The 20958-nt window shown below is 69.0% G+C and carries 18 protein-coding genes; 14 read left to right on the forward strand and 4 right to left on the reverse strand.

The annotated features are described in order from the left end of the window. Positions 1 to 96: 96 nt before the first annotated feature. Positions 97 to 1626: a flavodoxin domain-containing protein gene (locus AC5P5W_RS15010; RefSeq protein ID WP_197575291.1), complete on the reverse strand. Its 1530-nt coding sequence runs from the start codon at positions 1624 to 1626 to the stop codon at positions 97 to 99. Continuing rightward, the gene (locus AC5P5W_RS15015; RefSeq protein WP_005409905.1) at positions 1623 to 2051 is read right to left on the reverse strand and encodes a PAS domain-containing protein; all 429 of its coding nucleotides are present in this window, start codon (positions 2049 to 2051) and stop codon (positions 1623 to 1625) included. Before AC5P5W_RS15015 ends, AC5P5W_RS15010 begins: the two co-directional genes overlap by 4 nt. 441 nt (positions 2052 to 2492) lie before the next feature. On the opposite strand from AC5P5W_RS15015, the gene glgA reads away from it, so the two are divergent. From glgA to glgX, 7 genes are read left to right on the forward strand one after another with little or no spacing between them, the layout of a single operon-like run. Next, the gene (glgA, locus tag AC5P5W_RS15020) at positions 2493 to 4019 is read left to right on the forward strand and encodes a glycogen synthase GlgA (RefSeq protein ID WP_080354736.1); all 1527 of its coding nucleotides are present in this window, start codon (positions 2493 to 2495) and stop codon (positions 4017 to 4019) included. Next, positions 4016 to 6250, forward strand: coding sequence for a 1,4-alpha-glucan branching enzyme (locus AC5P5W_RS15025; RefSeq protein ID WP_197575293.1), 2235 nt, complete (start codon positions 4016 to 4018; stop codon positions 6248 to 6250). Before glgA ends, AC5P5W_RS15025 begins: the two co-directional genes overlap by 4 nt. Further along, on the forward strand, positions 6247 to 7965 hold the full coding sequence (gene treZ / locus AC5P5W_RS15030; RefSeq protein ID WP_197575295.1) for a malto-oligosyltrehalose trehalohydrolase: 1719 nt from the start codon (positions 6247 to 6249) through the stop codon (positions 7963 to 7965). Before AC5P5W_RS15025 ends, treZ begins: the two co-directional genes overlap by 4 nt. Next, entirely contained in the window at positions 7962 to 9806 is a 1845-nt protein-coding gene (locus tag AC5P5W_RS15035; RefSeq protein ID WP_197575296.1) for a 4-alpha-glucanotransferase, read from the forward strand. The genes treZ and AC5P5W_RS15035 overlap by 4 nt, the downstream gene beginning before the upstream one ends. After that, complete coding sequence (gene treY / locus AC5P5W_RS15040) at positions 9803 to 12376, forward strand: malto-oligosyltrehalose synthase (protein WP_197575297.1); 2574 nt, start codon at positions 9803 to 9805, stop codon at positions 12374 to 12376. The genes AC5P5W_RS15035 and treY overlap by 4 nt, the downstream gene beginning before the upstream one ends. Further along, a complete protein-coding gene (locus tag AC5P5W_RS15045) occupies positions 12345 to 12515 on the forward strand; it encodes a DUF2934 domain-containing protein (RefSeq protein WP_014647380.1) in 171 nt (56 codons plus the stop codon). Before treY ends, AC5P5W_RS15045 begins: the two co-directional genes overlap by 32 nt. Further along, positions 12502 to 14622 carry a glycogen debranching protein GlgX gene (gene glgX / locus AC5P5W_RS15050; protein ID WP_049404293.1) on the forward strand — a complete coding sequence of 707 codons (2121 nt, stop codon included), beginning with the start codon at positions 12502 to 12504 and terminating at the stop codon, positions 14620 to 14622. Before AC5P5W_RS15045 ends, glgX begins: the two co-directional genes overlap by 14 nt. 68 nt (positions 14623 to 14690) lie before the next feature. Here glgX and AC5P5W_RS15055 read toward each other — a convergent pair whose 3' ends face one another. Both AC5P5W_RS15055 and AC5P5W_RS15060 read right to left on the reverse strand, forming a co-directional pair. Beyond that, a complete protein-coding gene (locus tag AC5P5W_RS15055) occupies positions 14691 to 15005 on the reverse strand; it encodes an AzlD family protein (RefSeq protein ID WP_014647378.1) in 315 nt (104 codons plus the stop codon). Then, on the reverse strand, positions 15002 to 15733 hold the full coding sequence (locus tag AC5P5W_RS15060) for an AzlC family ABC transporter permease (RefSeq protein WP_032959953.1): 732 nt from the start codon (positions 15731 to 15733) through the stop codon (positions 15002 to 15004). Before AC5P5W_RS15060 ends, AC5P5W_RS15055 begins: the two co-directional genes overlap by 4 nt. Positions 15734 to 15860: 127 nt before the next feature. Here AC5P5W_RS15060 and AC5P5W_RS15065 point away from each other — a divergent pair, with 127 nt between their 5' ends. The 7 genes from AC5P5W_RS15065 to gspG all read left to right on the forward strand — a co-directional run bounded on the left by AC5P5W_RS15065 (position 15861) and on the right by gspG (position 20958). Further along, on the forward strand, positions 15861 to 16325 hold the full coding sequence (locus AC5P5W_RS15065) for an Lrp/AsnC family transcriptional regulator (protein WP_100450173.1): 465 nt from the start codon (positions 15861 to 15863) through the stop codon (positions 16323 to 16325). A 548-nt stretch (positions 16326 to 16873) separates the two neighbouring features. Next, positions 16874 to 17554, forward strand: coding sequence for an STN domain-containing protein (locus AC5P5W_RS15070; RefSeq protein WP_197574681.1), 681 nt, complete (start codon positions 16874 to 16876; stop codon positions 17552 to 17554). 16 nt (positions 17555 to 17570) lie between these two features. Further along, complete coding sequence (locus tag AC5P5W_RS15075) at positions 17571 to 18101, forward strand: RNA polymerase sigma factor (protein ID WP_032961748.1); 531 nt, start codon at positions 17571 to 17573, stop codon at positions 18099 to 18101. A gap of 69 nt (positions 18102 to 18170) precedes the next feature. Beyond that, entirely contained in the window at positions 18171 to 19151 is a 981-nt protein-coding gene (locus tag AC5P5W_RS15080; RefSeq protein ID WP_197574680.1) for a DUF4880 domain-containing protein, read from the forward strand. 58 nt (positions 19152 to 19209) lie between these two features. Beyond that, positions 19210 to 19761 (forward strand): hypothetical protein, encoded by a 552-nt coding sequence (locus AC5P5W_RS15085; protein ID WP_049439478.1) that lies wholly within the window; start codon positions 19210 to 19212, stop codon positions 19759 to 19761. A 144-nt stretch (positions 19762 to 19905) separates the two neighbouring features. After that, positions 19906 to 20463 carry a hypothetical protein gene (locus AC5P5W_RS15090; RefSeq protein ID WP_495221246.1) on the forward strand — a complete coding sequence of 186 codons (558 nt, stop codon included), beginning with the start codon at positions 19906 to 19908 and terminating at the stop codon, positions 20461 to 20463. Between the two features lie 57 nt (positions 20464 to 20520). Then, positions 20521 to 20958, forward strand: a complete 438-nt coding sequence (gspG, locus tag AC5P5W_RS15095) for a type II secretion system major pseudopilin GspG (RefSeq protein WP_164165884.1) — start codon at positions 20521 to 20523, stop codon at positions 20956 to 20958.

The following is a 20958-nucleotide window of genomic DNA, read 5'->3' on the forward strand; positions in this document are numbered from 1 at the left end:
TAGTGCCGGCCGCTGGCCGGCAACCACGGAATCCTGAGCAGCCGGCCAGCGGCCGGCTCTACCGGTTCAAGGTCCGTGCGGTCCGGTGGTCATGGATCAGTACAATTCACAGTGCGTGCGGCCCTCATTGCGCAGCGTGTCCCAGTGGCCTTCGCCGCCGATGGCATCGATGGCCTCGCGCACCGCGCTTTCCAGGTGGCGCTTGTTGCCGCACAGGTACAGATGCCCACCGCGGGACAGCACATCGCGCACTTCATCGCCGCGCTGCTGCAGCACATGCTGCACATAGATCTTTTCGGCGCCATCGCGCGAGAACGCGGTATGCAGGCCGGCCAGCACGCCACGCGTGCGCCAGTCCAGCAGCTGGTCACGGTACAGGTAGTCGTGCTGGCGGTGCTTCTCGCCAAACACCAGGTGCACTTCGCGTTCGCAGGCCTTGGCCTGCAGTTCCTGCAGCAGGCCCATCAAGGGTGCGATGCCAGTACCGGTACCGACCAGCAGCAGCGGTGCCTCGCCGGTATCGGGCAGGTGGAAGCCGGGGTTGGAGCGGCAGTACACACGGGCATGGTCGCCTCCATGCAGGAGGCTGCCGGTGGCAGTGCCGAAGCGTTCGCGGCCGCGCAGGGTGTAGCGCACTTCGCGCAGGCACAGGCTCAGCTGGTCGTCGCACGGGTGCGAGGCGATCGAATAGGCGCGCGGCAGCCGCGGTGACAGCAGTTCGCGCAGCCGGGCAAGCGGCACGCTGTCCGGCGTGGCGTGGTCCTGCAGCACGTCCAGCAGGTCCAGGCCGTGCAGGTAGGCGTCCAGCTCGCGCTTCTGGCTGACCTTCAGCAGGCCCTTCAGTGCCTCACTACCGCCCAGCCGGGCCAGTTCGCGCAGCACGCCCTTGCTCAGCAGGCGCAGCTCGCGGTCGTGCAGGGCGGCCACGGCGGTGGTGTCGCCGTACCAGGTGGCCAATGCCTGCAGCAGGGCAGGGTCGTTCCCGGGTACTACGTGCAGGGTGTCGCCCGCGCGATAGGCCATGCCACTGCCGGCAATGTCCAGTTGCAGGTGCCACGCGGCCGGGTCGCTGCTGTTCAAGCGGCGGCGTTCGAGGATGCGCGCGGCAAAGGCATTGTCTTCGCCATAGGCGGTGACCTGCAGGTGCAGGTGCTGGCCAGCGCTGAGGTCACCCTCCAGCACCTGGCCCAGCACCGGCTGCCATTGCTGGAAGAACTGCTCGTAGCCCAGATCGGCGTCCACCCGATGCAGCAGCGGCTGGGCCTGGCGCTCGCTCAATGCAGCATCCAGCGCCTTGGTGAAGCCGCAGAAGCTGGGGTAGCCGGTGTCACCAAGGCCGAACACCGCATAGCGCAGGCCGCGCAGCGTCGGGGTCTGGCGCAGTGTTTCGAAGAACTGCTCGCCATTGGCCGGCGGTTCGCCATCGCCGAACGAGCTGGAGATTGCCAGCAGCACATCGCCTTGGCCGAGACTGGCCACGTCGATGTCGTTGAACGGGAGTACCTGCGGCCCGTGCAGCTGCAGGCCCGCGCCCAGGCGCTGGGCCAGGGCGCGGGCGTTGCCCGACTCGGACGCAAAACCCACCAGCAGGCGGCTGAAGGGCGTACTGGTCGGGAGAGCGTTCACGCGGCCTCGTAGAAGTCGTCGAACTTTTCCTTGCTGAACTCGACCAGGTCGTAGTTCTGCATCAGGTCGTTCACCACGCGGCGGATGCTGATGTACGAGGTGATGTTGCCGTCGGCGTCGAACAGCGGCTGCACGGTGGTGTCGACCACGTAGAGCACGCCGCCTTTGCCAAGGTTGGGCACGATGCCGGTCCAGGTCTTGCCGGCCTTGATGGTGTCCCACATGTCCTTGTAGACGGCCTTGGGCACGTCCGGGTGGCGCACGATGCTGTGCGGCTGGCCGATCAGTTCCTCGCGGGCGAAGCCGGTGAGCGTGCAGAACAGGTCATTGGCGTAGGTGATGTTGCCCTGCAGGTCGGTGGTGGAGATCACCATGACGTTCTGCATGGCGTTCAGCAGCTGGGCGTTGTCGGGGGTGTAGCTCATCGCAGGGTCCTTGTGGATGCCGGCAGTGCCGGCGTGTTCGGGTCCTGCATAGAAATACGCCCGCGCGGCGGCGGGCGGTTTGACATTGGTCAAGCGCGTCGCTCGATGGCCTGCGACCGGGTGTCGCAGGAAGAATCCCTGTAGAGCCGAGCCCATGCTCGGCTCACGGGGCAAACGGGATTGCCGGCAGCCGGGCGCGGGCTCGGCTCTACATGAGAGACACGGGCAGGAGGCGGGCGCCTGTCATGTGTACTGAGCTCATGACGCCTTGTCACAAAGAAATCGCCATGGCCTCACGGTTGATTGATCGCATGGAGGGCTATTGTCGTCCTGAGCCTCTCGCTGACGTCCCCCACGTCCTGCGTCGACTTCCTTCCCAGCACAAGCGCCCGTCCGGGCGCCGCTGGCGTCTGTCTGCCTGAAGCATCCGAGATCATCCCCATGGCCCGCGCCGCCCAGTCCGCTTCACCCGTTGCGATCTCTCCGCTCACGCCCGTGCCGATCGGCACTCGCCGCGGCCACTCGCAACCGTTGGATCTCCCAGAACTGGTGCAGCGCGTGCTGTTCGTCGCCACCGAGATGGCCGACTTCATCAAGGCCGGCGGACTGGGCGATGTGGCCGCGGCGTTGCCGCGTGCGGTGCGCGGTGCATGTGATTCGCGCGTGCTGCTGCCCGGCTACCCGGAGGTTCTGCAGCGCCTGCCACAGCTGCGACCGGTGGGGCGGGTCAGCGCCCGAGCCGGGTTGCCCGCGTGCACGATCGGCATGGCGGTGCAGGCCGACGGCCTTCCTATCTACGTGCTGCTGTCGCCTGGGCTGTACGAGCGCGAGGGCTCGCCCTACGTGGATGGGCAGGGACAGGAGTGGAAAGACAACGCGGTCCGCTTCGCCACGCTTTCGCATGCGGCTGCGGAGATTGCGGCCGGGCGCGCCGGGCTGGACTGGGCGCCGCAGCTGCTGCACCTGAATGACTGGCCGGTGGCCATGGCTGCCGCCTACGTACGCTGGGACCGGACAGCCGTGCCGACCCTGCTGACCATCCACAACCTGGCCTATCAGGGGCTGTTCCCCTACGCGCTTGCGCCGGTGCTGGGCGTGCCGGCCGAACACCTGGATGAACTGCACTTCCACGGGCAGATGTCGTTCCTGCAGGGCGGCATCACCAATGCCACGCGGCTGAACACGGTCAGCCTGCGCTACGCGCAGCAGATCACCGCCCCGGATGACGGCTGCGGGCTGCATGACCTGTTGGCGCGCCGGGCGGCCGGCGGACACCTGAGTGGCATCGTCAACGGCATCGACGCCAGCTGGGATCCACGCCGCGACATCCACCTCAAGGCCCATTTCGGCATCGGCGAATGGACCGGGCGCGCCACCAACGCGCATGCGGTGCGCAAGGCGTTCGGGCTGGCGCCGTCGACCGGCCCGCTGTTCGCGGTGGTCTCCCGCCTGGTGCACCAGAAAGGCCTGGACATCACCTGCGACGTGGCACCGCAGATCGTGGCGGCCGGCGGCCAGCTGGTCATCATCGGCGGCGGCGAGCCGCAGGTGGAAGCGCAGGTGCAGGCGCTGGCCCGGCGCTACCCCGGACGGGTGGGCGCATTCATCGGCTTCGAAGAGGCGCTGGCCCGCCAGATGTTTGCCGGCGCCGACTTCCTGCTGATGCCTTCACGCTTCGAACCCTGCGGGCTGAGCCAGATGTACGCGCAGCGCTTCGGCTGCCTGCCCATCGCACACGCGACCGGCGGGCTGGTGGATACCGTCGAGGATGGCGTGACCGGATTCCTGTTCCACGGCGCCAATGCCGATGGCCTGCGCCGCTGCGTGGAGCGGGCGATGCGCACCTTCCGCCTGCCCGGCCTGCTGCAGGCCATGCGCCGCGCCGCCATGCTGCGGCCGGGTGGCTGGGATGCGGCCGGTCGCGCGTATCTGGCCCTGTACCAGCAGACCTGCCAGGTGGCCGCATGAGCCACGACAGCCTGCATCTGGCCGCCCTGGAGGATGAAGCGATCACGGAGACGGGATTGGATCAGCGTATCGCCCCGGCGCTGCAGGACCTCGTCCACGCGCGCCCGGCCGATGCATTCGCCTGGCTGGGCCCGCATCGCCAGCCAGAAGGCGGACGCCAGCTGCGCGTGCTGGTGCCGCATGCGCAGCGCGTCGAGGTGATTGCAGACGATGGGCGGCGCTGGAACCTGTCCCCTGGCCCGTTGCCCGGCCTGTTCGAGGGCGCGGCCGGTGACGCGGCGATACCGCTGCTTGCCCTGCATTTCGAACAGGGCGTGGAGCAGGTGCACGATGCCTATGCGTTCGGTCCACTGTTGGACGAAGCCCTGCTGCAGCGGTTCCATGCCGGTGATGCCGATGCGGCGCGGCAGCTGGGTGCGGTGCCGATGCAGGTGCAGGGCATTGCGGGCGTGCGCTTCGCGGTGTGGGCGCCCAATGCCCAGCGGGTCGCCGTGGTTGGCGATTTCAACGGGTGGGACGGCCGACGCCATCCGATGCGGCTGCGTCACACCGCCGGCGTGTGGGAGCTGTTCCTGCCGGGCGTGCAGGCCGGTGCCCGCTACAAATTCCGCATCGTCGGCGCCGACGGCCGGGTGATGCCCGACAAGTTCGATCCGATGGCGCGCTGGGCCGAGCTGCCACCGGCGACCGCATCGCGGGTGCCTTCGGCTGGGCCAATGGAGTGGCACGATGATGCTTGGTTGGCGGCCCGCCGCCTGGCCGGAACCTGCGCACCGCTGTCGATCTACGAAGTGCATGCCGGTTCCTGGCAGCGCAGCGACGATGGTGCGCCGCTGGACTGGGATGCCCTGGCCGACCGGTTGATTCCGTACGTGGCCGGTCTTGGCTTCACCCATATCGAGCTGTTGCCGGTGAGCGAGCATCCCTTCGGCGGTTCCTGGGGCTATCAGCCGCTGGGGATCTACGCGCCGACGGCACGCCATGGCACGCCACAGGCCTTCGCACGCTTCGTGGACCGCTGTCACCAGGCCGGCGTGGGAGTGATCGTGGACTGGGTGAGCGCGCACTTCCCCAACGATGCGCATGGCCTGGCCGGGTTCGATGGCACCGCGCTGTACGAGCATGCCGACCCGCGCGAAGGGGTGCACGCCGACTGGGACACGCTGATCTACAACTACGGCCGCAACGAAGTGGCCGCCTACCTGATCGGCAGTGCGTTGGAGTGGGTGGAGCGCTTCCATGTCGACGGTCTGCGCGTGGACGCCGTAGCGTCGATGCTGTACCGGGATTACAGCCGTGCCGAGGGGGAGTGGGTACCCAACGAGCAGGGCGGGCGCGAGAACCTGCAGGCGGTCGCTTTCCTGCGGCGGATGAACCAGACGCTGCGGGAGCGCTTCCCGGACGTGCTGGTGATCGCCGAGGAATCCACCGCGTGGCCGGGGGTGACAGCGCCGGTGGAGGAGGGCGGGCTTGGCTTCACCCACAAGTGGAACATGGGCTGGATGCACGACACCCTGCAGTACCTGGGGCGCGATCCGGTCCATCGTTCGCATCACCACAGCCAGATCAGCTTCGGCCTGGTCTACGCCTTCTCCGAACGGTTCGTGCTGCCGCTGTCCCACGACGAGGTGGTGCATGGCAAGGGGGCGCTGCTGGCCAAGATGGCGGGCGAGCCGGCACAGCGGCTGGCCCAGCTGCGCGCGTATTACGGCTTCATGTGGGCGCACCCGGGCAGCAAACTGCTGTTCATGGGCGGCGAGTTCGGCCAGGGCCATGAGTGGTCGCACGATGCGGCACTGGACTGGGCACGGGCGGCCAGCAACGAGGGCCAGGGCCTGTCGCGCCTGGTGGGCGACCTCAATAACGTGCTCCGCGCCGAACCGGCGTTGCATCGCGACGAACGCGACGAACGCGGCTTCGACTGGAGCGTGGCGGACGACAGTCGCAACAGCGTCTACGCCTTCATCCGCCGGGATCCTGCCGGCAGCGGCCGCACCCTGCTGGTGGTGACCAACTTCACCCCGGTGCGTCGCGACGGCTACCGGGTCGGGGTGCCGCAACCGGGGCGCTGGAGCGAACGGCTCAACACCGACAGCGCGTATTACGGTGGCGGCAATGCGGGAAACCTCGGCGCAGTGCATACCGAGCCGAGGCCGATGCACGGCCACGCGCAGTCGCTGCGGCTCACGCTGCCGCCGCTGTCCACGCTCTACCTGCAGGTTGATGCATGACCACAGTGGCCCCGCGCCTGGGCGCTTGGCCGGTGGCCGGTGACGGGGTGGAGTTCCGCGTGTGGGCACCGGGCGCAAGGACGATGGCGCTGTGCCTGCAAGGCACCCAGCGGCCGATGCAGCGCGACCCGGACGGCTGCCACTGGCTGCGAGTACCGGCATCGCATGGCGACCGCTACCGGTTCCGCCTGCCTTCTGGCCAGGACGTGCCCGACCCGGCCTCGCGCTGGCAGCCGGACGGCATCGACGGCGACAGCGCGGTGGTGCTGGATACGGAGGCAGCGCGGCCTGCCTGGCAGGGGCATGCCTGGCAGGACCTGGTGATCTATGAGGTGCATATCGAGGCCGGGGGCGGCTTCGCGGCGTTGACCGCGCAACTGCCGATGCTGGCCGCGCTGGGCATCACCGCCATTGAACTGATGCCGGTCGCGCAGTTTCCCGGGCAGCGCAACTGGGGCTACGACGGCGTGTTCCCGTATGCGCCGGCCCATGCCTATGGCGGGCCGGCAGCGCTGAGGGCCTTCATCGAAGCGGCGCACGATGCAGGGCTGTCGGTGCTGCTGGATGTGGTCTACAACCACTTCGGACCACAGGGCAACCACCTGCGCGACTACGCGCGCGGGTTCTTCCGTGACGACCGCGGCACGCCGTGGGGCGAGGCCATCGACTTCTGCCAGCCCTGGGTGCGGCGCTTTTTCATCGACAACGCGCTGATGTGGTTGCGCGACTACGGCTTCGATGGCCTGCGCCTGGACGCGGTGCACGCCATTGACGATGACCGCTTCCTGCAGCAGCTGGCCGATGAGGTACGTGCGGTGGCCCCGCACGCGCACCTGGTGCTGGAGAACGAGCGCAACCAGGCGCGATGGCTGCGCGGCGCCTACCAGGGGCAGTGGAACGATGACTTCCACAATGCGCTGCACGTGATGCTGACCGGCGAGCAGGAAGGCTATTACGCGGCCTATGCCGGTCGCGCCGAAGCACTGCTGGCGCGCTGCCTGGCCGAGGGATTCGCCTGGCAGGGTGAACCGGACCTGCGCGGCAATCCCCGCGGCGAACCCAGCGCCGACCTGTCGCCCGCGCGTTTTGTGGTATTCGCGCAGAACCATGACCAGGTGGGCAACCGCGCTTTCGGCGAGCGCCTGTCGATGCTGACCGATCCTGCGCCGCTGCGCGCGGCGCTGGCGCTGACCCTGCTGACGCCGATGATCCCGCTGCTGTTCATGGGCGAGCCGTGGCAGGCGCAATCGCCGTTCCTGTTCTTCACCGACTACGCGCCGCCGCTGGACGAGGCGGTGCGTGAAGGGCGTCGACGTGAGTTCGCTGGTTTCAGCGCCTTTGCCGACGCCGCCGCGCGCGCGCGTATTCCGGACCCGAACGATGCGGCGACCCTGCAGGCGTCGTACACGCCGCCGCCCGGCGATGATCCCTGGTCGCAGCACTGGCTGCGCTGCTCGGGTGAATTCCTCGGCCTGCGCAGGCGCTATCTGCAGCCGGGCCTGCTGCAGGCGCGGTCGCTGGGCGCGCGCCTGCTTGGCCAAGGCGCGGTGCAGGCGGGCTGGCAGTTGCCATCGGGCCAATGGTGGATCGCGATCAACGTGGGCCCTGTGCCGGTGGAGCATGCGGTGCCGGCCGGCGAGTGCGTCGTGGGGCCGGACGCGGCCGGGATGCTGCCGGCAGGCGGCGGCGTGCTGGCCTGCTGGGTCGCCGCATGAATACGGATGCAGCGGTGCGGGAGACGGCCCGCCGTGCGGGCCTGCTGGTCCGCTGGACCGACGTGGCCGGTGCCGCGCGCGAGGTCGCGCCGGACGTGCTGCGCGCCGTGCTGGAGGGGCTGCAGTGCGAGGCGGTGCCCGAGCACGCTGGCCTGCGCACGGCCTGCTGCGGACAGCTGCTGGTGATGCCGGAGGCAGCCGGCGCAGCGTGCTGGGTGGATGAGCAGGGCGCAGCGTTGCCCGCCCGTGCCGATGCGCAGGGCCGCTGGCGCGTGCCGGACCAGCCGGGTTACTGGCAGTGGCGCCGGGGCGACCAGCAACAGGCGGTTGCGGTGGCGCCACAGCGTGCCTGGTGGCCGCGGGGCACGCTGCGCGGCTGGGGCCTGTCGGCGCAGGTCTACAGCCTGCGCGCGCCCGGTGATGCCGGCATCGGTGACAGTGCCGGCTGTGCACGATGGAGCGAGCTGCTGCACCGGCACGGCGGCGACGCACTGGCGTTGAGCCCGCTGCACGCGGGCATGCCACCGGGCCCAGGCTACAGCCCCTATTCGCCCAGCGACCGGCGCTGGCTCGACCCGCTGCAGGTCTCCCTGCCGCAGGTATTGCCCGATGCCGCCAACAGCGTGCTGGGCGGGGACGAGGCGCTGGCGGCGGCGGTGGAAGCGGGGACTGCCGCACGTCGCATCGACTGGCCGCACTCGGCGGCAGTGAAGTGGCGCTGGATACGGCAGGTTCGCCAATGGGTTGCAGCGCAGGCACCGTCGCAGCACGCGCAGATCGAAACCTGGCGTGCCATGCAGGGCGATCCGCTGCGGCACTATTGCCAGCATGCCGCCGACCGGTTCACCGGCAGCGCGGACGACCATGCGTTTGCGCAGTGGTTGGCACAGCAGGGCTGGGCGCAGGTACACGCCACGCTGCGCGACGAGGGCGCTTTGATCGGGTTGATTGCCGACCTGGCCGTGGGCTGCGCGCCGCAGGGCGTGGAGGCACGCACCGGGGGTGCTGATCTGCTGCAGGGACTTGAGCTGGGGGCGCCGCCGGACGCGTTCAATCCGCTCGGCCAGGCCTGGGGCATCACCAGCTGGTCACCGATGGCGTTGCTGCGCGAGGGCTTCGCCCCCTACCTTCGCGTGCTGCGCGCCGTGATGTCCGGCCGCGGCGGGCTTCGCATCGATCACATCCTGGGCCTGCTGCGGCTGTGGGTGTTGCCCCGTGGCGCGGACGCCGGGCAGGGCGTGTACCTGCGCTATCCGTTCGATGATCTGATCAACCTGCTGGTGCTGGAGTCCTGGCGGCATCGCTGCGTGCTGATCGGCGAAGACCTGGGCGTGGTTCCGCCGGGCATGCGCCAGCGGCTGGCAGCCCGGGGCATTCTGGGCATCGAGGTGCTGCCGTTTGCCCGCAACGGCGCGCGCTTCCTGCCGGCGCCGCAGTGGCGCCGCGATGCAGTGGCCATGCCCTCCACCCATGACCTGCCACCGCTGGCCGGTTGGCTGCGCGGGCGTGACCTGCGCTGGCGCGCACGCCTGGGTGAGCTGGCGGATCTGCCAGCGGCACTGCGCGCGCGTGCCAGCGACGCGCAGGCACTGTCTGCGGTGGTTGGCGGCGAGGGCGCGCCGCTGGACGCCAGGGCGTTGTCTCTGGTCGCCCACGCGGCGTCCCGGCTGGCGTTGCTGCCGCTGGAAGACGCGCTGGGCGGTCGCGCACAGGTGAACCTGCCAGGCACCGTCGGCGGCCATCCCAACTGGCGCCGCCGCCTGCCGCCGACGTGGGATGCTGACGCGGCCGATGCGCGCGTGGCGCGCCTGAGTGCCACGCGCCGCAGGGCCGGGCAATGACGGGGTTGCGTGCCACCGCGCGCCTGCAGCTGCACGCAGGCTTCGACCTCGGGGCGGCTGCCGCGCAGGTGCCGTACTACGCCGCGCTGGGCGTCAGCCACCTTTACCTGTCACCGATCGCTGCGGCGGTGTCCGGGTCGACGCATGGCTACGATGGCATCGACCCGGCTCGCATCAATCCGGAACTGGGCGGTGAAGCGGGCTTCCGGCAGCTGGCGGAAGTGACGCGCGCGCACGGCATGGGCCTGATCCTGGACATCGTGCCCAACCACCTGGCGGCGTCCCCGCACAGCCAGTGGTGGAGCGATGTGCTGATGCACGGGCCTCGAAGCCCGCACGCAGCTTGGTTTGACATCGAGTGGGAGGCGCCGGGCTGCGAGGGCCGGCTCTGGCTGCCGGTACTGGACCGGCCGTTGCACGACGCGGTACGCGACGGCGTGGTGCGCGTGGTGGTGGACAACGCGCGGCCCGTGCTGCGCCACCATGGCCTGGCATTGCCGTTGTCGCCGCGCAGCCATCCGCTGGAACCCGCGCAGTGGCCGGCGTGGGCCGAACGCTGCAACCGCAGCGTTGAACGGTTGCACACGCTGCTGCAGCGGCAGCACTACCGTCTGGCCTGGTGGCGCACGGCCGGCGATCAGGTGAACTACCGGCGCTTTTTCGATATCAACGAACTGGCAGCGCTGCGGGTGGAGCGCGAGGATGTGTTCGAGGCAGTGCATGCGCTGCCGCTGCGGCTGGTACGCCAGGGATGGGTGGACGGCCTGCGCATCGACCACGTGGATGGCCTGTCCTGCCCGGGCGCGTACCTGCAGCGCCTGCGTGAATCGCTCGACGCCGCCTGCGCGGCCGGCGGTCGTGACCCGCAGACCGTCAGCCTGCATGTGGAGAAGATACTGGCCGAGGGCGAGCAGCTGCCCGACGGCTGGGCCTGCGACGGCACCACCGGCTATGACTTCATGGACCAGGCCGGTGCCTGGTTGCACGATCCGGCGGCTGCACCCGCGCTCTCGCGCACGTGGCAGGCGCTGGGCGGTGACCCGCGCAGCTTCGACCGGATCCAGCAGGACGCCCGCGCCATGTTGCTGCGCCAGGGCCTTCATGCCGACTTCCAGCGGCTGCTGCGCAGCGCGCAGCAGGTCCTGCAGCCGCGGATGGCCGAAGCCGATATCGGAGTGGCTGCGCTGGCCCGCGCATTGGCTTCCGTGCTGGGGCATTACCGCACCTACCGGCCCTATTCGCTGCAGGGGGCGGGTGAACGAAAGGCGCTGGCGGACGCTTCCGCCGCAGCGCGCCAGGCACTGGACGGTGCCGCACGCGCGGCGCTGGACCTGTTGCTGGCAGCGCTTGCCGGCGAGGCGCAGGCCGAGCGCGTGCTGCGTGCGCGTTTCGGTCAACTGGCCGCGCCGTTGAATGCCAAGTCGGTGGAAGACACCGGGTTCTATCGCTATTTCAGGCTGCTCTCGCGCAACGACGTCGGCAGTGATCCGCAGCGGCTGGGCATGGAGGGGCGCGCGCTGCTGGAACACGCCGCCGCGCGCTTGCGTCGCCATCCCAGGGCGTTGCTTGCGCTTGCGACCCACGATCACAAGCGCGGCGCCGACAGCCGGGCAAGGCTGGCGGTTCTCAGTACCTGCACGTTCGAATGGCGGGACGCTGTGCGGCGCTGGAACCGGATGTTGACCCGCGCCGGCGCGCCGATGCCATTGCCGGGTGCCGAGGCCTACGCACTGTGGCAGGCGCTCGTGGCCGCATGGCCGATGCACGGTGCCCCTGGCACCGACTTCGCCTCGAGGATGGTGCAATGGCTGACCAAGGCATTGCGCGAGGGCAAGCGGGTCAGCAGCTGGTCAGACCCGGATGTGGCCGTGGAGGAGGCCGCCGCGCAGTGGCTGCACGCGCTGCTGGACGCAGCGCCCTTGCAGCCGGTGCGCGAGGCGCTGGCGACGTTCGTGGCGCGCATCGCGCCGGCCGGCGCCTGCAACGGCCTGGCGCAGCTGTGCCTGCAGCACTGCCTGCCCGGCGTGCCCGACCTCTACCAGGGCGGCGAAGGCTGGGACCTGAGCCTGGTGGACCCGGACAACCGGCGTGCCGTGGACTATCCAGCGCGGCAGGCGTGGCTGCGCGATACGCGCGGGTGGCCCGCGCTGCTGGAAGACTGGCGGGACGGTGGCATCAAGGCATTCCTGCTGCGGCAATTGCTGGAGTGCCGCCGCAGGCACCCGCACCTGTTCCTGCATGGCCAGTTGCAGCCGCTGTCCGCGCCTGCGCGCTCGCCGTGGCTGGCGTTCACGCGCAGGCATCAGGCGCAGGTGCTGCTGGTGATCGTGCGGCGGGGTTCGCCCGCCGCCGTGCCTGGGCCCAGCCTGCACGCCGCGCACGACGTCGGCACCGGCGTAGCACTGCACGGTGTGCCGACAGGCCCCATGCGCAACCTCCTGGACGGGCGCATCGAACATTTCAACGCAACCGCGGACGTGGGCAGGCTTCTGGCTGGCAGCCCGCTGGCGATATGGATCAACGAGGAGACAGGTAGGGATGGACAGCAGGGAACGACGGCAGCGGATTGAGGCATTGGCCCACCAGATCTGGGAAGCGGAGGGGCGCCCGGACGATCAGCAGCAGCGGCACTGGCACATGGCCGAGCGCCTGGTGGAGGCCGAGATTGCCGCGGCGCGCGGCGAGGAGGGCACCGATGGCCAGCCGTAAGTGGACGCAGACCTCGCGCGTGCGCGAAGGCCGGCCGTTCCCGCTGGGCGCGACGTGGGACGGGCTGGGCGTGAACTTTGCGCTGTACTCGCGGCATGCCACCCGGGTGGAGCTGTGCCTGTTCGATGCGCGCAACCGTGAAGTCGAGCGCATCGTCCTGCCTGAGTACACCAACGAGATCTGGCACGGCTACCTGCCGGACGTGCGGCCCGGGCAACGCTATGGCTATCGGGTGCACGGCCCGTATGCGCCGGAGGAGGGGCATCGCTTCAATCCCAACAAACTGTTGCTGGACCCCTACGCCAAGCAGATCGTCGGCGAGCTGAAGTGGGCGCCGCACCTGTTCGGCTACACCCTGGGCCACCGCGATGGCGATCTCAGTTTCGACCGCCGCGACAGCGCCAGCTATATGCCACGCTGCGCGGTGATCGATCCGGCCTTCAGCTGGGGTGTCGAACGTGCACCCGCAACGCCCTGGGACCGGACCGTGATCTACGAAGCGCACGTGCGCGGACTGACCATGCAGCACCCCGGTGTTCCGCAGGCCGAGCGCGGCACCTTCTCTGCCCTGCGCCACGACGCGGTGGTCGACCACCTCAGCCATCTGGGGGTGACCGCCATCGAGCTGCTGCCGGTGCATGCCTACGTGGATGACCAGCAGCTGCTCGAGCGCGGGCTGCGCAACTACTGGGGGTACAACACCATCGGCTTCTTCGCGCCGCAGCCACGCTACCTGTCGCTGGGCACCGTGGCCGAGTTCAAGCAGATGGTCGCGCGGCTGCACAGTGCCGGCATCGAAGTGATCCTGGACGTGGTCTACAACCACACCGCCGAAGGCAATGAGCTGGGCCCCACGCTGTCCTTCAAGGGCATCGACAATGCCAGCTACTACCGCCTGGCCGATGATCGCCGCTATTACATCAACGATACCGGCACCGGCAACACGTTCGACCTGACCAATGCCGGCGCGCTGCGCATGGTGATGGACTCGCTGCGCTACTGGGTGACCGAGATGCGGGTGGATGGGTTCCGTTTCGACCTGGCCACCATCCTTGGCCGCGAGCGGCATGGCTTCGATGCCTCGGGCAGTTTCCTTGATGCGGTACGCCAGGACCCGGTCCTGAGCCAGGTGAAGCTGATTGCCGAGCCATGGGACATCGGCCCGGGCGGCTATCAACTGGGCCAGTTCCCGCCGGGCTGGGCGGAATGGAACGACCGCTTCCGCGATACGGTGCGCGCGCTCTGGCGCGGCGATGGCGGCCAGTTGCCGGAATTCGCCACGCGCTTCACCGGCTCGGCCGACCTGTTCGAACATCATGGCAGGCGGCCCTCGGCCAGCATCAACCTGGTGACGGCGCACGATGGGTTCACCCTGCACGATCTGGTGAGCTACAACGATCGCCACAACGAGGCCAACGGCGAAGACAACCGCGATGGCCACTCGCACAACCTCTCCAGCAACCACGGTGTGGAGGGCGACACCGATGATGCGGCGATCCTCTCGTTGCGTGCGCGGCAGATGCGCAACCTGCTGGCCACGCTGCTGCTCGCGCAGGGCACGCCGATGCTGCTGGCCGGCGATGAGTTCGGCCATTCGCAGCAGGGCAACAACAACGCCTACTGCCAGGACAACCCGCTGAGCTGGATCGACTGGGAGCGTGCGGCATCGCCGGCTGCACAGGCGCAGGTGGCGTTCGTACGCCGGGCATTGTCGCTGCGCCGACGCTATGGCCTGCTGCGCAGGAACCGGTTCCTGCGCGGCGAATACGATGAAGCGCTGGGCCTGCGCGATATCGACTGGCGGCATCCTGACGGCCGCAGCATGGAGGAAGCGGACTGGCATGACGCAGGGCTGCGTGCGCTGCTGATCGTGCTGGACGGCCGCAGCCCGGACAGCGGCCTGCGCGAGCCCGGGCGGCATGTCAGCCTGGCCCTGCTGTTGAACGCCGGAGACCAGCCGCAGCGGTTCAGTGTGTCGGATGAAGCCTTGTCGTTCCGGCGCGTACTCCTGCAGACCGACGAAACGCCGTTGGAGCCGGATGAAGCAGGTGCCTGGACCCTGCCGCCGCGCAGCCTGTGCCTGCTTGCGGCCAGCAGCAGCGCCTGACGGCAGCGCGCGTACAGGCGGTGCTGCGATGACTGGCCAGCGCCGGGCCTTTGCCCGGCGCACCGCAGTCAGCCCATCAGGTAGCGCAGCAGCCCGGCCGAGGCCACGCCGATCAGCACCGTCGGCAGCATCGACAGCCGCGTGGCGGCCAGCAGGGTGATCGCCAGCGCGGCCAGGTCGGCGGGCTTGTCGGCGACGAAATCCGGAGCGATCACCGAGATCAGCACGCAGCCCGGCGCGGCTTCCATCACCGTCACCGCGCGCTTGCCCAGCGTGCGGTTGCGCAGCGCGAGGAAGCCGACGATGCGGGTCAGGTAGGTGGCGGCGGCCATCAGCACGATGGTCAGCACCGAGGACCAGTGGATCAGGCCGTTGAAGATCATGCTGCGTCCTCCGCCAGCAGCCAGGCGGCGGCCAGGCCGGCCAATGCGCCGCTGGCCACGTACCACGCACCCGGGATCAGCAGATAGGTGCCGGCGGCCACGACCAGGCTGACCAGCCACGGGCGCGCGGCCTTCATGCCCTGCCACATGCCGCGCAGCAGCACCAGGAACACGGCGGGGAAGGCCATGTCGAAGCCGTAGGCGTGGATGTCGCCCAGCAGCGGCCCGACGATCGCACCCAGCGCGGTGCAGGCCACCCAGACGGTGTAGAGGCCCGCGGAGACGCCCAGGTAATAGGCCAGGCTGAAGCCGAGCGCACGGCGGCGCGCATCGGCCACGCCCATCGCCCAGCTTTCGTCACACATGAAGAACAACGCCGGCAGCACCCGCCGGCGCGGCAGGTGCTGCAGCAGTGGGGCCAGGCTGGCGCCCATCAGCAGATGGCGGCTGTTGACCAGTGCGGTAATCGCCACGATCAGTGCGATGTGCGGTGGCGAGGTCCACAGTTCGACGGCGGCGAACTCCGAGCCGCCAGCGAAGTTGAGGCCCGTCATCAGTGGCACTTCCAGTGCGCTCAGGCCTTTCTGGGCGGCCTGCGCGCCGAGCACCAGGGCGAAGGGAATGAAACCGATCATCACCGGCACGGCGGCGCGCAGGCCGCGCAGGAATTCGGCACGCGGCGCGGTATCGCAGGTGTCGGGCAGGGGGAGGGTGGTACGGGCGTCCATGGAACGGCACAACGAGGTGGGGGTGGCCCATGCTAGCGGTCCGATCGCGAAATCGGGTTGCGTTGATGCCACTGGATTCTGGATGATTGATATTTCATGCGGCCAAAAGTGACAAGGGCGAAATCCCATGCAGTATCAGCTCGACAACCTCGATCGGCGTATCCTCGACGCCCTGCAGCGCGACGGCCGCCTGCAGAACCTGGAGCTTGCCCGGCTGGTCGGGCTGTCGCCGTCGGCCTGCCTGCGTCGGGTGCGGCTGCTGGAGGAAGGCGGCTACATCGACCGCTACGTGGCTTTGTTGAACGAGGCCAAGGTGGGCCGTGGCTTCACGGTATTCGTCCGCGTGTGGCTGCGCGGGCAGGACGAGGACACCACCAATTACTTCATCAACAGCATCAAGTCTTTCCCGGAAGTGCTTGAATGCCATCTGATGGCCGGTGACTGCGATTTCCTGCTGCGGGTGGCGGTGGCCGACCTTGATGCCTACCGGCAGTTCCAGATGCAGCACCTGAACCGGATCGCCGGCGTGCAGAACACCAAGACCGAGATTCCGATGCAGCGGATCAAGCAGACGACCCAGCTGCCGCTGTGAAGGGCGGGGGTTTGCGGCCGGGTTGCACCCGGCACCCGCAGGTAGTGCCGGCCGCTGGCCGGCAACCTCAGAAGCAACAGCAACAGCAACAGCAACAGCGGGCCTGCTGAGGGATGGCGGGGTGGGTCCGGTTGCGGGGGACGCTGCAAGTACGTCCATGTAAGCTCGGTCGCCGCATCCATGCGGCTCACGCCCCCGCAACCGGACCCACCCCGCCTTCGACAGATTTCCACGATCTGCCGGAACGGCATGAGCTGCTCCTGGTGGGTGTCGACCTTGGTCGACACGTTTGGGTCGGTACGGGGTCGGATCCCGTTGCTGCGCAACGGGCTCTGACCCTGTGAGCAAATGAACAGGTCTGTTCGATTCATTGATTCCTGATGCGTGACTGGCTTTACGGAGCCTGGCTCGATGCCAGGCCGTGGGCGGCGGTCATCGCAATGACATGTGGCCCCGCTACGGTTTGAGCCCGCTTGCGGGTCGCGCGCGGGCCGGGGTGCTGGTCCTGGTGCGCGTCCACTGCAGCTGCTGTCGCTGCCGAGGGTCATGTGTTCTACGTCAGGGGGCTGAATGGACACCATGCGGTCAGAACTTGGAAGGTGGCCATCGTCGCGTGGCTGCTGCTGTCCTTTGCCGCTGCCGGGCAGGACGGAGTTCATGCCTACGACATCCCTGCGCAACCGCTGGAACAGGCGGTCGAGCGCTTCAGCGTCATCAGTGGGTGGTCGGTGATGTACCCGGGCGACCTGGCCGCGGGCCGCAGCAGCCATGCGCTGCGCGCCAGCCTGGAGCCGCTGCCTGCCTTGCAGGTGCTGTTGCAGGACTCCGGCATCGAGGTCGAGGTGATCGGCGCGCAGCGCGTGGTGCTGCGCCGGGGCACGTCCTCGGCCGCCGAACCCGGTGTTGGCGCCGAACTTCCCGAGGCCGAACGTCGGCGTCGCTATGGCGGGCTGCAGCAGCGGCTGCGTGCGGCGTTCTGTGACGACCCGGAGATCGCGCCCGGCCGCTACGCCGCGACGCTGCGCTTCCGCATCGACGGCGCGGGCCGGGTGAGCGAGCCCGAGCTGCTGTCCGGCAGTGGTAGTGCCCGCCGCGATGCACGCCTGCTGCAGGTGCTGCAGGGCCTGGTGCTGGCGACCGAGGCCGCCGCGCTGGCGCAGCCGGTGACCCTGCAGATCCGTCCTTCCGGCACCGACCACGACTGTGGCGGGCGCGCGCCCCTTCCATGACTTCAAGGATTCGAACATGAGCAACGGTACGGCTGGCGCAGTTGACCTGATGGACCACCTTCTGGGGGCCTACGACGAGCTGAAGCGCCGGTTGGTGCGCAAGCTGGGATCGGAGGAGCTGGCCGGTGACGCGCTGCAGGACACCTGGATGCGCCTGAGTGCGCGCCGTGACCGCCTGGACGCCGTGCAGAACCCTGCGGCCTACCTGCTGCGCATGGCGATGAATACCGTGATCGACCGCCAACGTGCCGACCATCGCCTGCTGAGCCTGGAAGAGGTGGAGACGCTGATGGACATGGCCGACCCGGCACCGGGGCCGGCGCAGGCGGCCGAACTGGACTTCGCTCTGGAGGACATGGTGGGCCTGCTGCAGCGCATGCCCGAGCGGCGTCGCCGCATCCTGCTGGCAATCCGCGTCGATGGCCTGCAGCAGCGTGACGTCGCCGATCACCTCGGCGTGTCGCTGCGGCTGGTGCAGCGTGAGCTGAAGGCGGCCCAGGACTACCTGGCCGAGCGCAGCGGGCAGGGGCGGCAGGTGCGGTTCTGAGCGGCGGCACCCGTCTACACTTTGACGCCGAGCAGAACCCCGCAGCGTGCGGGTCCGGCATGAGCCCCAATGGATCCTGACGATCGCCCGCAACGCCCGCTGGATGCCGTCGAGCGCCAGGCGCACGCGTGGGTGGTGCGGCTGACCTCGGGCGAGGCTACCGCGGCCGACGGGCGCAGCTTCCGCGCGTGGTGCGAGGCTGATCCCCGTCATCGCGAAGCATTCGGCCGTGCGCGCCGGCAATGGGAGCAGGTACGCCTGGCCGGCGAGCAGCTGCCTGCCGCCGCACGCCAACCGGTCGCGCCGACGCCGACCCAGCGCTGGAGCCGGCGTGCCTTCCTGGGCGCCGCGATTGCCGCCCCGGCCAGCCTGGCAGTGGTGGCGGCGATCCGTCCGCCGCTGGGGCTGTGGCCCTCGGTGACGGCGATGACGGCCGATTTCCACACCGGTACCGGTGAACGGCTGCAGATCGCACCTTCGCCACAGCTGAAGATCGAGCTGGATACGCAGAGCAGCCTGCGCCGCCGTGCGGACACGGAGGGCGAAGGCTTCGAGCTGGTGCAGGGCCAGGCCGCGATCGAGACCCGGGCCGGCCTGCGCCTGGCCCTGTTCGCAGGGGCGGGCTGCGTGATTGCCGATGAAGGTGCGGTGCGCCTGGACGTGCGCAACACCCACGGCCAGGTACGGGTGACCTGCCTGCAGGGCAGCGCCCGGATCGAGCACCCGCAGGGCCGCCTGCAGCTGCAGGCGGGCCAGCAGACCCGGTACGACGAGCGCCTCAGTGGCGTGGTGGCCGAAGCCGTGGCCTCGGAAGTGAGTGCCTGGACCGAAGGCATGCTGGTGTTCCGCCGGGCGCCGCTGCGCGAGGTGGTGGAGGAGATCAACCGCTACCGCCGCGGCAAGGTGCTGCTGGGTGAATCGGCATTGGCGCGCGCCCCGGTCAGCGGCCGCTTCCGCATCGATGATCCGGATGCGGCGCTGGAGCAGCTGCGACTGACGATGTCGCTGGATCTGCGTCGCTTTCCAGGTGGCATTGCCGTCCTTGGTTAGGTGAAGACGCTGGCCGTGCGCGCCGCGCAGGGCTGTTGCAAGCAAGGAGACGCCAAGGATGCGCAACGAGACCATCGGTGTGCTGGATCTGCGCCGCAATCTGTCGGCGTTGCTGGAAACCACCCAGCGACGGCCGTTGATGGTGCACCGCTACGGCTCGCCATGGGTATGCGTGGTATCGGACGCACAGTGGCAGCAACAGGCCGTGCTGCTGGACTTCGATCCGCAGTCGCATCCGCTGGCGATGCTGTTGCGCCTGCAGCAGCAGGTGCTGCCGCTGGCTGAAACCGGTGTGTTGCCTCCTGCGGCGCTGGCACGCGCGCTGCTGCTGATGGACATGCATGGCATCAGGGATCTCGCGCAGCTGCACGAGCAGGTGCTGCACCATCGGCTGTGGCACTGGTTCGTGGCGGGCACCCGCGGGGTGATGGACGGCTGGCAGCTGCCGGCGGTGCGCATTGCGATGGCGTCGTGGTGCGATGACGTGGACATGACAGACGCGCTGGTCGCGTTCGCCGCGCGCAGCGACGTGGCGGTACTGGCCCGCCGCTGCGGGGGTGACGCACCGCGCCTGCAGCGCGAAGCCTGCAGGCGGATGACGCTGCGATGACGTTGCCGATGAAGCACCACCCAGCGCACAGAGCGGCATTCGCGCTGTCGCTTCACCTGCCTTGCTGACGTCTTCTCCAGAGTACGACGCACCACGCGTCGCGGAGCACGGGCGACGCAGATGGCAGACAGTCGCAGGATCAGCATGCTGGAGCTGGATCGCCACCTGAGCCGGTCGCTGGAGCAGGCGCGGCACACGCCGTTGAATGTGCAACGCTACGGGCACTCGTGGGTCTGGGTGCTGTCCAGTGATGCCTGGGCCGATGCCGCGCGCTGGGCGGCACTGGACAGCAGCGCGCATCCATTGGCGGCGCTGCGGCGCGCCCTTGATCTGCAGCTGCGGCCGTGGTCCGAAGCAGCCATGAACGCGCTGCCGCTTGACGCAGGCGATGCGCGGCTGCTGCAACGTGCGGCCCTGCTGGTGGTCGTGCGTGATCTCAACAGTGCGCAGCGCGTGTACGACGATCTGCGCTATCACCAGGCCTACCGCACGTTCATCGGCCTCGACCATGGCACCGCGTGGTCGTCGATGCAGTGCGTGCGCCTGTTGCAGGCGTGCGCGCTTCCGCTGCTGCGCGGCTGCATCGACGAAACGCTGTCCAGTGTGCCGCCACACCTGCTCGAGGCGGCACGCGTACCGGCTGCGCCGGCGCCTGCGCAGGCACATGCGCAGCGAATTGCCGGCGGATGTTTATCGTACTGACACATGCACCGCTGACCATGGCGCAGCGGTCTCTTCCAGGATGACGAGGGCGGAACAATGGCAAGGCAGGTGGGTGGTCGCAGGGTTCGGCAGCAGGGTTTCAGCCTGATCGAGATCATGGTGGTGGTGGTGATCATCGGCATTCTCGCGGCATTGATCGTGCCGCGCTTGATGGACCGTCCCGACCAGGCGCGCGTGGTGGCAGCGCGCCAGGACATCGCGGCGCTGATGCAGGCGCTGAAGTTGTTCAAGCTGGACAATGGTCGTTATCCCAGCGCCGAGCAGGGCCTGCAGGCGCTGGTGAAGCCGCCGCAGGGCAGTGGCGCGATGCCGGTCACGCCCTATCTGGATCGCCTGCCGAACGACCCGTGGGGCCATCCGTACCAATATCAGGTGCCTGGCACACATGGCGACATCGATGTGTTCTCGCTGGGTGCGGACAGCAAGCCCGGTGGCGACGCCGGGAACGCGGACATCGGCTCCTGGCAGCTGTGA

The organism is Stenotrophomonas sp. YJH_SMC_123 (genome assembly GCF_059368215.1).

Bases quoted from the DNA above. Each gene is read 5' to 3' on its own strand.
- AC5P5W_RS15015 (WP_005409905.1), bottom strand. From the start codon at position 2,051: ATGAGCTACACCCCCGACAACGCCCAGCTGCTGAACGCCATGCAGAAC.
- glgA (WP_080354736.1), top strand. From the start codon at position 2,493: ATGGCCCGCGCCGCCCAGTCCGCTTCACCCGTTGCGATCTCTCCGCTC.
- AC5P5W_RS15025 (WP_197575293.1), top strand. From the start codon at position 4,016: ATGAGCCACGACAGCCTGCATCTGGCCGCCCTGGAGGATGAAGCGATC.
- treZ (WP_197575295.1), top strand. From the start codon at position 6,247: ATGACCACAGTGGCCCCGCGCCTGGGCGCTTGGCCGGTGGCCGGTGAC.
- AC5P5W_RS15035 (WP_197575296.1), top strand. From the start codon at position 7,962: ATGAATACGGATGCAGCGGTGCGGGAGACGGCCCGCCGTGCGGGCCTG.
- treY (WP_197575297.1), top strand. From the start codon at position 9,803: ATGACGGGGTTGCGTGCCACCGCGCGCCTGCAGCTGCACGCAGGCTTC.
- AC5P5W_RS15045 (WP_014647380.1), top strand. From the start codon at position 12,345: ATGGACAGCAGGGAACGACGGCAGCGGATTGAGGCATTGGCCCACCAG.
- glgX (WP_049404293.1), top strand. From the start codon at position 12,502: ATGGCCAGCCGTAAGTGGACGCAGACCTCGCGCGTGCGCGAAGGCCGG.
- AC5P5W_RS15055 (WP_014647378.1), bottom strand. From the start codon at position 15,005: ATGATCTTCAACGGCCTGATCCACTGGTCCTCGGTGCTGACCATCGTG.
- AC5P5W_RS15060 (WP_032959953.1), bottom strand. From the start codon at position 15,733: ATGGACGCCCGTACCACCCTCCCCCTGCCCGACACCTGCGATACCGCG.
- AC5P5W_RS15065 (WP_100450173.1), top strand. From the start codon at position 15,861: ATGCAGTATCAGCTCGACAACCTCGATCGGCGTATCCTCGACGCCCTG.
- AC5P5W_RS15075 (WP_032961748.1), top strand. From the start codon at position 17,571: ATGAGCAACGGTACGGCTGGCGCAGTTGACCTGATGGACCACCTTCTG.
- AC5P5W_RS15080 (WP_197574680.1), top strand. From the start codon at position 18,171: ATGGATCCTGACGATCGCCCGCAACGCCCGCTGGATGCCGTCGAGCGC.
- AC5P5W_RS15085 (WP_049439478.1), top strand. From the start codon at position 19,210: ATGCGCAACGAGACCATCGGTGTGCTGGATCTGCGCCGCAATCTGTCG.
- AC5P5W_RS15090 (WP_495221246.1), top strand. From the start codon at position 19,906: ATGCTGGAGCTGGATCGCCACCTGAGCCGGTCGCTGGAGCAGGCGCGG.
- gspG (WP_164165884.1), top strand. From the start codon at position 20,521: ATGGCAAGGCAGGTGGGTGGTCGCAGGGTTCGGCAGCAGGGTTTCAGC.